Here is a 13,415-nt window from a genome sequence, read left to right as displayed (position 1 = left end):
GCTAAAGGTTCACAAACAAGCCAAAAAAGCATCGCCAAGAGAAGGTGGGAATTCCGCCACATCGTCCTCCTCACCGACAATATCGCATACATAAGCAGAGAAATCTATGAAAGGAACCCAAATCTCTTGGGAAAGAACTCCACAGAAGGGGGATATTATAAAAAGAGGTTAATCATAAGCCCTTCTCACGGTGCATCCCTGGCTTCATAAGGGTCTGCCAGGGCCACCACTCAAAGGGCCTGAGCCCGATCATTCTCACGGGCTCGATAATACACTATGCACTAGTCCCTTATAAAGTTTACACCAATTCCTGGAACTCTGGAACGTGAAATACGAGGCATTCACAATTCTAAAAGGGGCGGATTTGTTCTACAAAGTGTGAAGGCAACAAAATAAAAAAGTCAGCCAAAGATGTCGCCTATGACCTCCACCACCCTGTACACCTTTATGACCACTTTAAAGACAAAGACCCTCAAAGTCCTCACGAACCCGACGCCGCTGTACCTTATCTCCCCCATCTTCAGGGCATTTGCCCCCGTGCTCACAGGGTCCTCCGAGCTTATGATCCTCCTCGCGACATCCTCGCTTGTCCACGCCCTCATCGTGGGCTCCGGAATTCCTCCCTCTGAAAACTCCGTTATATAGCCACCTTCCGTCGCGATGCCTATGTTGAGGACGCTTCCGTTCTCAAGGGCTATCTCAAGGTCTATCCTCTCATTCCCGGCTATCCTTTTGAGGAAGCCGGGCAGATTGTCGGCGTTTTCGTTGTAAACCGGGACATATTCCTTTAAAAGCTCAAAGAGCGTTTTCTCCTCGGGAAGCTCGACCGCCGGGGCTTCAAGCTCGTTTATGCCCCCCGTGCTTATCATGAGCCCGGTTATGGAGTACTTGATGAACATCTCCGGATCTCCCGACCACCCAACCTCAATGAGGTTCTCCTCTCCGAGAACCGTCTCATCCACGGGATATACGAGCTCAAAGGCATCGAGATCCGGCTCGTCGTCGTAGGCGATTACGGGCTCAGCGAAGGCGAGCTCAAGCCTCTCGCCGTTCAGATAGAGCGCGATGTTCTCAAAGAGCACCTCGCCGTACTCAACCACACTGGGCGTTGCCTCAACGAGTATGCTCACGTAGGGTCGGTTTTTGGGGTCAAGCGCCATCACCTTTAGGAACTCCTCATCCAGGTCCCACGAGACCTGTTCCGGTCTTCTGGCCGTCCGCTTTGGAGGGACGGGCTGTCTTACGGGGTCAATGATGTCTTTGAGAATGGAGAGCTCTATCCTCTCCCTGTTCCCGTGGTCGGAAACCCAGAACACGAGCTGCTCGTCCCTGTTCATCTTTTTACTCACGTTCACAATTGCCTCATAGAGGGCCTTCTTCGTTCCGGGTCCGTCCACATAACTCGGCACATTCGTACCGTTGGGCATCGTTTTTCCATTTCCAGCCAGGGCTATTATGTCGGTGTCCGTAAAGCCGTGCTTTTTGAGGGCTTTGTACGCCCTGTCGAGGTTGTTCCAGTGCCTTCTTCTGTTTGCATTTCCGGCGAAGAGAATAGCATGTTTGCTCTTCACGTCCGAGCCGTCGGCCTTCTTGCCTATCTTTATGCTGTCGCCCTTTCCAATTGAGGTGTACTGGGGGGTTTCCTTAGAGTCCAACCCGTAAGGGCCGCGTGGATCCTGCTGCTCTGCTCTTCTGGCAATCTCCCTCATCGTTGGGGCATCCTTACCCGTCCTCGCCAGCTCTTCTCCAACTTCCTTCGGGTAGTAACCTTCAGGTTTTTTAAACCCTCTTTTTGCCATCTCCGGCCAGCTTGAAGGGGTGTATCCATCGGCGAGACCCCAAGATGCTTCGTTATGCCTGGAAGCGCTCAAGAATGCCGCGTCTCCAGTCCCCTTCAGCTTTTCTTTAAGGTCGTCGATCATCCCTCCGCCGAAACACTGGTTGAATATGAAGACCATGTTCGCGTAGCCCGTCCTGTTGGCTATCCACATGTGTATCATGTTTGCAAGCTGCCAGTCGTAGACATAGCCACCGGAGCTCGTCACAATGCTGCTCGCATAGTCCGGGGGCTGGTCGTAGAAGTAGGAGCATTTTTCGGAATACAGAACCGCCGGGGTCACCTTGACCTCTATGAGAGCCTTCCCCTTGTCCAGCTTTATCTCATACACCCCGGGCTTCGTGACCGTTATGGAGCCTGAGCCGAGGGGCGTGTTTGAAAGGATGGTGTTGTGCTCCTCCATGCTGACCTCAACAGTTATCGGCTTTATCGGGGAGCACTCCTTGTGGCTGTAGAGCAGGCGCTTTTTTATGTAGCCGTTTTTGCCCTTCAGCGTGTCCCAGTCGTAGTAGAACATGTCGATCTTTCCGTCTTTGGTGCCGTGCCCGCTGTGCGTGACCTTATACGTGCCGATTATGTCCGCGTATCCGTTCGCACCGTCGTCCATATCCTCGCTCAGGGACATGCCTATAAAATACACGTTTACCTGAACCGCGGGCTGACCGGGCGGGTCAAAATGGGCACCCACTGGAGAGACGACCATCATGAGAATGACCAGCACGGTCAGCAACAAGGCTTTTCTCACCATCACCACATCCTCAGCTTTTCATAACTCAACTAAAGTCCCTAAATTAATTGACTAAAATGGGAACTTCAGTTTAGTATATGTCAAAGTCGAGTGCCAAAGTTTATTAACATGCCGCCACATATCTGGGTAACGGGTGTTCCAATGCTCGGGTTTCAAAAGTCATTTCTCTTCGGAACCGCCACCTCGTCCTACCAGATTGAGGGTGACAACGTCTGGAGCGACTGGTGGTACTGGGCTGAAAAGGGAAAGCTTCCGCCAGCAGGAAAGGCCTGCAACTCCTGGGAGCTTTACGAAAAAGACATAGAGCTAATGGCAACCCTTGGCTATAGAGCCTACCGCTTCTCCATCGAATGGGGGAGGGTCTTTCCCGAGGAGGGAAGGCCGAACGAGGAGGCGTTAATGCGCTACCAGAGGATAATAGACCTGCTCAACGGGAAGGGAATTACCCCGATGCTCACGCTACACCACTTCACCCTGCCCACGTGGTTTGCCATAAAGGGAGGATTTGAGAAGGAGGAGAACCTGGAGCACTGGAGGAGCTACATTGAGCTGATAGCGGACAGCATAGAGGGCGTTGAGCTGGTGGCGACCTTCAACGAGCCGATGGTTTATGTAGTGGCCTCATACGTCGAGGGGATGTGGCCTCCCTTCAGGAGGAACCCGCTGAAGGCCGAGAAGGTCGCGGCAAATCTGATTAAAGCCCACGCCATCGCCTACGAGATTCTTCACGGTAAATTCCGGGTGGGGATAGTGAAGAACCGCCCGCACTTCGTGCCGGCGAGCGAGTCTGAGAGGGATAAAAAGGCAAGGGACGAGATAGACTACACCTTCAACCGCTCGCTCCTGGACGGAATACTGACCGGAGAGTTCCGGGGCTTTATGAGAACATTTGACGTCCCCGCGAGCGGCCTCGACTGGCTCGGAATGAACTACTACAACATCATGAAGGTCAAAGCGGTGAGGAACCCGCTCAAACGCTTTGCCGTCGAGGACGCCAACGTGAGCAGGAAGACCGACATGGGCTGGAGCGTCTATCCAAGGGGCATCTATGATGGCTTAAAGGCCTTTTCAGAGTACGGCCTTCCGCTTTACGTCACCGAGAACGGCATAGCGACGCTCGACGACGAATGGCGTATCGAGTTCATAGTTCAACACCTGCAGTACGTCCACAAAGCCATTGAAGATGGCATCGACGTGAGGGGCTACTTCTACTGGTCGCTCATCGACAACTACGAGTGGGCCGAGGGCTTCAGGCCGCGCTTTGGGCTGGTAGAGGTCGACTACGATACCTTTGAGAGGAGGCCGAGGAGGAGCGCGCGCATCTACGGCGAAATAGCGAGGAAAGGGGAAATAAGTGATGAGCTGGTTGGGAGGTACGGCCTTGGGGAAAAACTTTAAATGGATAATCGCAAATATATAACCATGATTATGCATAAGTTCGTGAACCGCTCTGAGGAGCTGCGGAAGCTGGGTGAGTACCTGAAAAAACGCTCGCTCATCATAGTTTACGGTCGGAGAAGGGTAGGCAAGACGAGACTGATAATCGAGGCTCTGAAAGGCATTCCCCACGTGTACCACCTATGCAAAGAGGAAGAGCCCAGAGAAACGCTCGTCAGCCTCTCTAAAAAGCTCTACCGCGTTACGGGAGATATTAAATTCTTGGAGCACCCACCTTCCTCCTTCGATGAACTCTTTGATCTCCTGAGCGCTAGCGGAACAGCACTGGTTCTCGACGAGTTCCCGGTACTCGTAAAGAACTATCCCCGGATACTGGGTCTTCTTCAGGAGTACTGGGACTTCGGTGAGGGAGGGAGCATCATTCTGTGCGGTTCTAGTATGTCAATGATGAAGAGGCTCACGGACTATGGAAGCCCACTCCATGGCAGAAGAACCATAACAATTAAGGTTAAACCCCTGGAGTTCAGGCACATTGGAGGGTTCTTTCCGGGCTATTCTCCTGAGGAACTGGTTAGGGCATATGGCGTTCTTGACGGTATTCCTGAGTACCTGCTTCGCTTTGACTCCTCCTTATCGGTGGAGGAGAACGTGGTTCGGGAATTCTTCGGGAAGGGATACCTCTACGAAGAAGCTGAACTTCTCCTGCGCTATGAGCTCAGGGACCTGAGCACTTACAACACAATCCTTGAGGCGATAGCCTCTGGGTACACGTCCTTCAACGAGATCAGAACCAAAACTGGAATAGACGGCTCGAAACTTTCCCGTTATCTCTCTGTCCTTGGGGAGCTGGAGATAGTCAGGAAAGAATACCCGGTGCTTCCTGGGGTTTCCAGGAGGAGGAAGGGGGCGAGATACAGTCTATCGGACAACTACTTTGCCTTCTACTACTCCTTCGTCTATCCCTTCAAGGAGGAGATAGAGCTCGGCCTCTCAGATGTCCCTCTTGAGAACTTCAGGAGAAAGTTTAACCTATACCTGGGGAGGGTTTACGAGAAGGTGGCCCTTCAGCACCTCATGCTCCTCAACAGAAATGGAAAGCTTCCCTTCAGGTTCACCCGTATAGGGAGATGGTGGTGGAAGGGGGAAGAAGTTGACCTGGTGGCCCTGGACGAGAAAGAGAAAAAGGCCCTCCTTGTTGAGGTCAAGTGGAGGAAACTGGGCCCCAGAGAGGTCTGGGGAATAAGAAAAGACCTGGAGAGGAAAGCCGCCCTGATGGGACTTGACGGATGGGAGGTTCATACTGGCATAGTTGCCAGGGAGTTCGTGGAACGGCCGGCTCCCCTGCTCTGGGACATTCATGATATCACCGGTGAATAAATCCCTTTATCTCTTCCACATCACCCTCAGTGAACTGTGGCATCATGTCGAGGTGAGCCCTCATCAGCTCGGCCATGGCCCTCAGCCCAGCCTTGGCGTTGTGGACGACCGGGTCGAGGAGCACGGCTTTTATCACCTTCTCAACGTTTCCTTCTACCGCTGCCTCCGCCGATAACCGCTGTATCTCCGCCTGAACTCTGAGAGGGGCTAAAGCCTCCCGCGGGAGCTCGACGCGGAGCGGCTTCACTCCCTTCGGCGAGACCTCGGCCGGAACCTCTACTATCGTGCCTCCAGGCAGGTCGATGTAGTCCCTGTTGGGGACGTTTATGGCCTCCTGGAGCCTTTCCCTGCCCTCAAGCCCCTCAACGACGTTCATGGCAACGTCGGGGAACTTAACGAAGCGGTTGAAGGCGAACTTGGGGACGAGACCGCGGAGGAACAGCCTCAAAAGCCTCCTTACATCCTCCCCCTCCTTCCTCGTCCGCTCAATCCACTTTAGGCCTTTCTTCTCTTCTGGAATTAAGTCCCATGCAAAGCTCAGGTATTCACCAACATGGTTGTCGCTCGGCGATGGAAGGAGGCCGTAGGTTCTGTAGAGGAGCCGGGAGAGAGGCTCAAAGGATGGGTTCCTCTTCAAGGCCTCATGGAGGGCGGGATAGCCATCCTCGCCTTTAACGCTCAGCTCCTTAAGCCAGGTGAAGTGATTAAGCCCTGCGGCGGTAAGTGCTATCCCATCCTCCTCAACTTTTAAAAGGGCGGCCAGACTCTCTTTACGCTCCAGATACCCCGTGCACAGGCCGTAAACGTTCTTCAGCCCCGTGTAGTTTATAAGCGCGTAGGTCACCCTCGGCTCAGGGTTGGAGTAGATAAACGTGTGCGCATCCCGGTTTATGTCCTCAATGACCCCGGCGATGCTTAAAACCAAGGGGACGACGCGCAGGGTGTGGCTCAAACCGCCGATACCGCCGTTCTCCCCGAGAACCTGCCTGATGCCGTATTTGTGGGGGATTTTGAAGTCCAGCCTCCAGCGTTCGTACCGCTCCTTCTCAACCGAGATGACTGCATAATCGATACCAAAATTCTCAAGTTCCCGGATGTCCTGGAAAGTCCAAATTTTCAGCTCCTTCTTAAAAACTTTGCCAATTTTCCTCCCCACAGCTTCAATGAACTTCAGCCGCCCCGCATCCACATCAATGAGATAAACCTCCGCATCGGCCAGAACATCGCTTTTCGCCACCGTGTAGAGGGCCAGAGGGGTGAAGATGCTCCCCGCGCCTATGAAGGCTATCCTCATCAGAGCACCTCCGCAAAGGGCGTAATGTGGATGAGTATCTTCGGGAGGATTTTAAGTCCCTCCCCGTACATCGCATTTATCCTCTTGCCGTAGAACATGGCCAGGGATTTGAAGAAAACCTCCCACTGCTGCCAGTTTGCTTCGAACTGGCTTTTATGCTCCCTCAAAGCCCTGAGCTTGACCTCAAAGATGTCCGTTATGTCCTCAATGTAGTTGGGCCTCGCCGTGTAGTAAAGCCCGACCAGAGGGACATCGTGCGGCTTCAGGTCGCCCCTGTTTATATGGGGGAACGATGCGAAAAAAGCCGCTTCCATCGCCATGAGGCCGGCGTTTCGGTGGTCGGGATGAACCTCGTAGGGGAGCCATGGGTCTGGGGCCAAAACGATGTCGGGCCTTTCCTCTCTAATCGTGCTTATTATCCTGTTCCTCACTTCCCGGGAGTATGGAAGCTCCGTATCGCGATAATCGAGCCATACAAGCTTTTTCACGCCGATTATCCTTGCGGCCCTCGCCTGTTCCTCCTTCCTGATCTCAGCAAGGGCCTCCGGCTCCAGGCTTATGTCGTGGCTCCCCATGGAGCCGTCGGTTAGCGTTAAGTAGGCTATGTCCTTCCCTTCAAGGTAGAGCTTTGCAAGTATCCCCCCAATCGCCACCTCACAGTCATCGGGATGTGGCTGGACACAGAGAACCTTTTTAACATCCCTAAAGGGGTCATCGAAGTCCATACCAAAGAACCTCTGTATAAGCGCCCTGAGGGCGTTAAGGTCGTCCAAACTCCCCAGCATCCTGTTAAGCATTTCAAATGGCATCATGCGCCTCCCTCCCCAGAATTTCCTCCGCTCTTTTCCTCAGGATTTCCCCTATGTTCTCCCTGTCCTCCGGGTATCTCTTCCTTATCCATATCCACACGAGTGCGCAGGGCAGCCAGAAGAGCGAGCCTATTATGATGGCATACTCATAGGCGAGCGCATTTGTGTAGCCCACACCCCTCAGGGCCTCGATTAAAAAGCCCCCCAGTAAAGGCCCAAAAGCCTTTCCAACGTTATCTATGATGTTGAAAACCCCAAAGACTGTCCCCCTGTCCTCGGGGAGGTTGACCTGCGAGATTATTGCGGTCACATTGGGGCCCGCAAACGTCACGAGCTGGAGGAAGAGGAACGAGTACACCGCCAGGGCAATCCATCCCCTGGCGCCTAACTCAGCGGGCAGGGGATATATCACTATTCCAAGGGCGGCGAGCATGCCCAAAAATACCGCCAGCCCCGTCGCTACCGCCCTTCCCCCCTTCATCCTCTTTTCGAAGTAGTCCCCAACGAACCCGCCGACGAGCGTCCCTATGACCGTCGCTATCCCCAGTATCAGGAGAACAAATGTGGCGGTGTCCTTGGCCATACCCCTGGATACGATAAGGAACGAGACGAGCCAGTACATGAGCACCCCCCACGGCACGGTGCCAAAGAGCCCCTGGATGAATATCAATATGTTTGTCCTCGTTTGAAAGGACTTCTTTACGGCATCCCGGCTTAAACGATACCCGTATTCGTAGCCCTTCTCAAGAACCTCTTTAAGCTCCTTTTCGCTCTGGCCGCGCTTTGGCTCCTCCGCCACCAGATAGAACAGAGGTGCGAGGATAAAGTTCGGGACGGATGCGATTATGAAGGGGGGCCTCCAGCTCGCTATTAGCCCCGCGATGACCATGCCGAAGAGCGTTCCAAAGCCAAAGGCCGTCTGTATGTATGCGTAGCCCTTCCCCCTGTGCTCCTCCTCAAACATGTCGGCTATCAGGGAGTACCCAATAGGGATTATCGAGCCAACTCCAATGCCCGTGAAGAGGCGCATGAGCAGAAGCTGGGGATAGCTCCGGACGAACGCCGTTAAAAAACATGGGATTTCGCCCAGAAGAACTCCAACCACCAGGAGCTGCTTTCTCCTCTTAATGTCCGAGAGGAAGCCCCATATTATGGTTATCAAAGCACTCGTGGCAACGAAAATCGTCGAAACAAGGCCCATCTGAGTTTCGCTTATACCAAACTCCGCCATAATCTGCTGGTAGTTGGGGGGCAGGAGATTTTGATCCGCCATCAAAAAAGCGGCCATCAGAACCAGCAAAACAATCGATGCCCTGCGCCTTAAATCCTTCACCTCTCATCCCTCCAGGCTTTATAAATGGCCTTAAATGCATCCAGCCTGCGCTCCTCTAAAGGCTCCCATCCACGGGCGTCGCTGTTTTCGGCCAGAAACGCGTTTTCGCCCTTCAACCCGTAAGAGAGCGTGTTCAGCCTCCGGTTGCCTTCATCCTCAGTCCATATATTGAGGCTCTTATCGGGCGCCCAGCTTGAGGTCCTCAGGTAGAGCTCCTTTCCGCTGTGCCTCAGCTTACTCGGGAAAACTATACATGTGCCGAGCTCCTCTATGAGCTCCACGATTTTCCTGACCTCAAGGGTATGGCCCGCCAGATCGCGGTATCCAAAGAACTCTATGTCCGTCCCGTAAAGGAGGATATCCTCCCTCCCCCCAAGCCACTTTGCAGCTTTCTTAACGCCCATCAGGGGAAAGCCGCCAGTTCCAAGCATGGCGGTTGTATTTACGGCCACCCATACCGGTACGGCATTTATGGGTTTAACCGCCTTGAGGGTAACCTTTCCGCCAAAAGTGAGCTTCAGGGCTTTTTTGAGCTCTCTGAGGCCCCACAAATAGTTGAGATAAACGGGGCCCTCTCCCCTCTGCGCTTTGATAAGGTGGGGGTAAAGCGGCTTTATTGGCCTTATCCCGGAGTTCAGGTGGTTCGAAAAGAGCAGAGCCTCCCCATCAACGAACACCTCCCCATAGCCGCAGTCCTTTAAAATCGCGGGGATTATGGGGTCATAGGCCAGCTCCGGGAGCCAGAAGCCTTTAGGGGAGACCCCAAAGAGCTCCTCCTTCAGTGTCCTGTCCCTCACCACCTGGGCCTCGACCCTGTCGAGAGGAAGGAGCGGGAGGATTGCGTGGGTGTATGCGGTGCCGGTGATTTCAATCAGCCCGCTCTCAATACCCTCTTTGATGACGTTTATAAGCTCCCGCGGCAGGAATTGAAGGGAAAAGCCCGTTAGGTTCAGAGCAAACGGGATCTCGCTTTTCAAAAGCCCCTTCATCGTCGGGAGGTATGATTTTTCAATCACCCTTGGAATTTCACCCTTCGGAATCTCGGCGTACTGCAGGTTGCCGTGAAAAATGAGAGCATGCAAGATTTCACCCCCTGAAAACCTCAACGCCCTGTGAGGCCTCAACTAAAAAGTACCTGGCCTTCCACCTGAACGCCCGGGAGTATTCGAGCAAAAGCCTATCGCCAATCTCTTTTCCCTTCGCCCTATCAACAACGGCTATGGCGGCACCTCCAAAGCCCGCTCCCGTCAGCCTTGCCCCGTATGCTCCAAATTCAACGGCCTTCCTCACGATGTAGTCAAGCTCCCCGCAGCTCACCCCGTAGTTTCTCGCTATGTCGAGATGGGCCTCGGTCAGAATCCTCCCAAAAGTCTCCATGTCTCCGGACTTCAGGGCGTCCCGCGCCATCACGACGCGCCTGTTTTCCCTTATTATGTAACCAAAGCGCCTTCTGTATATCCCGGGGAGGCCCCTTAGGTCTCTCTCCTCCACGCACTTTGAGGACTCCCTGCCGATTCTTCTGAGAACCTCCACCACCATTTTCCGCCTGTCCGCATAAGCGGAGCCCGTTAACGTTCTCCTGACGCCGGTGTGAAAGACCAGAACCTGAATATCCTCAGGGATGGGGACGTACTCATGCTCAAGCGTCTCGGTGTCCAGGAACATTGCGTGGCCTTCCTTCCCCATGGCAATTATGAACTGATCCATTATGCCGCAGGGGACTCCAATAAATTCGTTTTCAGCCTTCTGGGCAAGAAGTGCCATTTTTTGGGGAGAGAGCCCCAGCCCGTAAATTTCGTTCAAAAGGGCCATTACGGCGAGTTCAAAGCTTGCGGAGGAGCTCAAACCCGAGTCAACGGGCAAATTTCCGCCAATTCTTCCTTTAATACCCTTCGGGGTCAGCCCCTCCTCAGCGAGCACCCAGTAAATTGCCCTGACGTAGTCCATCCACGAGCCTTCTTTTTTAATCCGGTCAAGCTTGAAGAAGCGGGTTTCTTCAAAGTGCTCGGAATAAAGCTCAACATGTTCAAACGCATCGCCCTCAATTTTCGTGTGCAGGTTTACGGCCACCGGCATCACATAACCGAAGCTGTAATCGGTATGCTCACCTATGAGGTTTACCCTTCCGGGAGAAACTGCGGTGTACATCAAACCGACCCCAAAACTATCTGTCCTTTGTTGTATTTAAGCTTGATTCCCACCACAATATATGGGATAAGCTCAATAACACCCCACAGGAACTTTAAAATTGCTGGACATATTCTATTATCCCAGCAGCATGCACCGAAACTACTTATGCACGCAGCAAGATTTATTAAGTGGAATGTTTTTCGCTTAATCAGGGTGAGTTGGATGATTGAGGTGGAGAATCTCGTCAAAACCTTCGGCTCCACGAGGGCGGTCAATGGAATAAGCTTCACGGTTCATGATGGCGAGATTTACGGTCTCCTCGGCCCCAACGGAAGCGGGAAGAGCACCACAATGAAAATTCTTGCCGGAATCCTGAAGCCCACGAGCGGGAGAGTTCTGATTAACGGTCTGGACGCTGGTAGAACTCCGATGAAGGTGAAAGAGATTGCTGGTTATGTCCCCGAAACGCCCGTCCTCTATGAAAGCCTGACACCTGTGGAGTTTTTCAATTTAATAGGAAGCATAAGGGGCATTCCGAAGGAGGAGCTTGAAGATCGCGTAAATCGCTTTGTCGAAGCCTTTGAGCTGAAGAGCTATCTGCACAAATACATAGGCACCCTGAGCTTCGGGACTAAGCAGAAAATCTCCCTGATCTCGGCCCTCCTCCATGACCCCAGAGTTCTGATAATGGACGAATCCATGAACGGTCTCGACCCAAAAAGCGCGAGAATACTGAGGGAACTCCTCCTTGAGTTCAGGGGGGAAGGAAGGAGCATAGTTTTCTCGACCCATGTCCTCCAGCTTGCGGAGATGATCTGCGACCGCGTTGGCGTCATCTACAACGGCGAGATAATAGCCGAGGGAACCGTTGATGAGCTCAAGGAGTTTGCCCATGAGGAAAACCTTGAGGATGTGTTTCTCAAGCTCACCGAGAGCAAGGATGAGATTTACAGCGTTGTTCAGGCGCTGAAGGAGAGCCTTTAAACGGAGGAAGGTGTGCGGCATGTTCGATATCGTGAAAATCCTCTACAGGGAGCTCCATTACCAGATACTAAAGAGGAACCCCATGATAGCAAATGACGAAAAGAAGTTCAGGAGCCAGCTCAGAAACGCCACGAGCATAAAACGCGGTGTTGGGATACAGGCAATCACATTTTTCTTCCTTGGCTTTATGCTTGCTGGAGGAGTCGCTTTTGCCAAAAATGAGCTCCAGATGGGGATTATGTTTGCCTCCTATGCACTGATACCCTTCATATTCTCCCTGTACATCACCACGGTTAACTCATCCTACGCGCTCTCAATGGGACTTTTCGAGCCCCTGAAACCCCTCCCGATCGAGATGGGCTCCGTTTATCTGAGCGAGCTTCTCCTTATCGACACCATACCCGCCTTTGCCATGATGCTTCCCGTGGTTCTGGTTATACTCTACAGCCATCCTCCCGCGGGAGTCCTCGCCTTTCTGTGGGCTTTGACAGGCGTATTCCTTGGCCACACACTCGGACTGGTTATATACACCGTCTTCGGTGCAAGAACCGCGGGTGGAACGAGCAGATTCGGCGCCCTGAAGAACCTCGGCAAGCTCATCGGAATCCTCCTTTTCATGAGCATCTTCTACGTCGGAAACTACATGCAGAACTACGTCAGGGAGCACATAGAGGCACTGGCTCCCCTCTTCACACGCTATTCCTTTGCGTATCCGTTCTCGGCATCCTCAATATTTGAGCCGCTTCAGAGTATACTGCTTCTCGTCCTCTATGCGGCAGTTTTTGGCGCTATCTACGCCATCACGCTCAGGAAGCTCTGGGGGGAGATAATGGAGCCCACTGTGAGCTCCGGGACGGCCTACAGAGGTGCCTTTAAAGCAAGAAAGCTCCCCGGGGTTCTGGCCCTCACCCTCAAGGACTTCAAGGTGGTCTTCAGAAAATCCTCAATGATAGCCGGTTTGCTGATCCCCGTGTATTTCGTGCTGCCCCAGATCTTCATAGCCCTGAGCAAGGGTGAGTTCCCCCTCCTTCTTGCCACAGGGCTTGTATTCGGCCTCGGGTGGTTCTCCTCAATAGGGGCAGATCCGGTTATAAAAATCGACGGAAAGGAGCTTGATTTCCTGAGAACCCTGCCGCTGACAAAGAAAACATTCATACTGAGCAAATCTCTGACGATGAGCACCATCCCGGCAGCCACGGGGCTTGCGGTCGTTGGCATGGCATATCACTACAACGGCGGCCAGGCCCTCTATCTAATACCCCACGCATTCATCCTTCCGCTGATGACCTCCCTGACAGCAATGAACTACTTCTACCGCTACAAAGGGCAGGATATCGGAATTCCGGAGACGAATATGATGGATGTAATAGCAATCTTCATCATGGTGGGGGTTCTGTTTGCGGTTGTAGGTGCTCCTATTCTGGTTTTGAACAGACCGGCCGGGTACATGGTTAGTGCCGCTCTCGGTCTGGTGATAACAGGGATATTAGTGGGGATAAGCTAAA

At 53.0% G+C, this 13,415-nt stretch carries 10 protein-coding genes; 4 read left to right on the top strand and 6 right to left on the bottom strand.

Annotated features, from left to right (window positions below; all coding sequences use genetic code 11):
* Nucleotides 1-401: 401 nt before the first annotated feature.
* Nucleotides 402-2,585, bottom strand: coding sequence for a hypothetical protein (locus tag ACYQ27_RS04390; RefSeq protein WP_460041074.1), 2,184 nt, complete (start codon nt 2,583-2,585; stop codon nt 402-404).
* 141 nt (nt 2,586-2,726) lie between these two features.
* Here ACYQ27_RS04390 and ACYQ27_RS04385 point away from each other — a divergent pair, with 141 nt between their 5' ends.
* On the top strand, nt 2,727-3,983 hold the full coding sequence (locus ACYQ27_RS04385; protein ID WP_460041073.1) for a glycoside hydrolase family 1 protein: 1,257 nt from the start codon (nt 2,727-2,729) through the stop codon (nt 3,981-3,983).
* A 24-nt stretch (nt 3,984-4,007) separates the two neighbouring features.
* Entirely contained in the window at nt 4,008-5,360 is a 1,353-nt protein-coding gene (locus tag ACYQ27_RS04380; protein ID WP_460041072.1) for an ATP-binding protein, read from the top strand.
* On the opposite strand, the gene ACYQ27_RS04375 is transcribed toward ACYQ27_RS04380, so the two are convergent.
* From ACYQ27_RS04375 to ACYQ27_RS04355, 5 genes are read right to left on the bottom strand one after another with little or no spacing between them, the layout of a single operon-like run.
* Nucleotides 5,347-6,654, bottom strand: coding sequence for a family 4 glycosyl hydrolase (locus tag ACYQ27_RS04375; protein ID WP_460041071.1), 1,308 nt, complete (start codon nt 6,652-6,654; stop codon nt 5,347-5,349). The genes ACYQ27_RS04380 and ACYQ27_RS04375 overlap by 14 nt on opposite strands.
* The gene (locus ACYQ27_RS04370) at nt 6,654-7,466 is read right to left on the bottom strand and encodes a PIG-L deacetylase family protein (protein ID WP_456452728.1); all 813 of its coding nucleotides are present in this window, start codon (nt 7,464-7,466) and stop codon (nt 6,654-6,656) included. Before ACYQ27_RS04370 ends, ACYQ27_RS04375 begins: the two co-directional genes overlap by 1 nt.
* Nucleotides 7,453-8,796, bottom strand: coding sequence for an MFS transporter (locus ACYQ27_RS04365; protein WP_460041070.1), 1,344 nt, complete (start codon nt 8,794-8,796; stop codon nt 7,453-7,455). Before ACYQ27_RS04365 ends, ACYQ27_RS04370 begins: the two co-directional genes overlap by 14 nt.
* Nucleotides 8,793-9,878, bottom strand: a complete 1,086-nt coding sequence (locus ACYQ27_RS04360) for a hydrolase (protein WP_460041069.1) — start codon at nt 9,876-9,878, stop codon at nt 8,793-8,795. Before ACYQ27_RS04360 ends, ACYQ27_RS04365 begins: the two co-directional genes overlap by 4 nt.
* Before the next feature lie 4 nt (nt 9,879-9,882).
* Nucleotides 9,883-10,947 (bottom strand): galactokinase, encoded by a 1,065-nt coding sequence (locus tag ACYQ27_RS04355; RefSeq protein ID WP_488199834.1) that lies wholly within the window; start codon nt 10,945-10,947, stop codon nt 9,883-9,885.
* Between the two features lie 201 nt (nt 10,948-11,148).
* Between ACYQ27_RS04355 and ACYQ27_RS04350 the strand changes: the two genes are divergently transcribed.
* Both ACYQ27_RS04350 and ACYQ27_RS04345 read left to right on the top strand, forming a co-directional pair.
* Nucleotides 11,149-11,910, top strand: coding sequence for an ABC transporter ATP-binding protein (locus tag ACYQ27_RS04350; protein ID WP_456396512.1), 762 nt, complete (start codon nt 11,149-11,151; stop codon nt 11,908-11,910).
* A gap of 19 nt (nt 11,911-11,929) precedes the next feature.
* The gene (locus tag ACYQ27_RS04345; RefSeq protein WP_456452731.1) at nt 11,930-13,414 is read left to right on the top strand and encodes a hypothetical protein; all 1,485 of its coding nucleotides are present in this window, start codon (nt 11,930-11,932) and stop codon (nt 13,412-13,414) included.
* Nucleotide 13,415: the final 1 nt, after the last annotated feature.

The organism is Thermococcus atlanticus (assembly GCF_054657855.1).
This window is presented reverse-complemented; position numbering and strand designations above follow the sequence as displayed.

What these genes read in the sequence shown, in the direction of transcription:
- ACYQ27_RS04350 (WP_456396512.1), top strand. Translation starts at nt 11,149, where the DNA reads ATGATTGAGGTGGAGAATCTCGTCAAAACCTTCGGCTCCACGAGGGCG.
- ACYQ27_RS04390 (WP_460041074.1), bottom strand. Translation starts at nt 2,585, where the DNA reads ATGGTGAGAAAAGCCTTGTTGCTGACCGTGCTGGTCATTCTCATGATG.
- ACYQ27_RS04345 (WP_456452731.1), top strand. Translation starts at nt 11,930, where the DNA reads ATGTTCGATATCGTGAAAATCCTCTACAGGGAGCTCCATTACCAGATA.
- ACYQ27_RS04375 (WP_460041071.1), bottom strand. Translation starts at nt 6,654, where the DNA reads ATGAGGATAGCCTTCATAGGCGCGGGGAGCATCTTCACCCCTCTGGCC.
- ACYQ27_RS04370 (WP_456452728.1), bottom strand. Translation starts at nt 7,466, where the DNA reads ATGATGCCATTTGAAATGCTTAACAGGATGCTGGGGAGTTTGGACGAC.
- ACYQ27_RS04385 (WP_460041073.1), top strand. Translation starts at nt 2,727, where the DNA reads ATGCTCGGGTTTCAAAAGTCATTTCTCTTCGGAACCGCCACCTCGTCC.
- ACYQ27_RS04380 (WP_460041072.1), top strand. Translation starts at nt 4,008, where the DNA reads ATGATTATGCATAAGTTCGTGAACCGCTCTGAGGAGCTGCGGAAGCTG.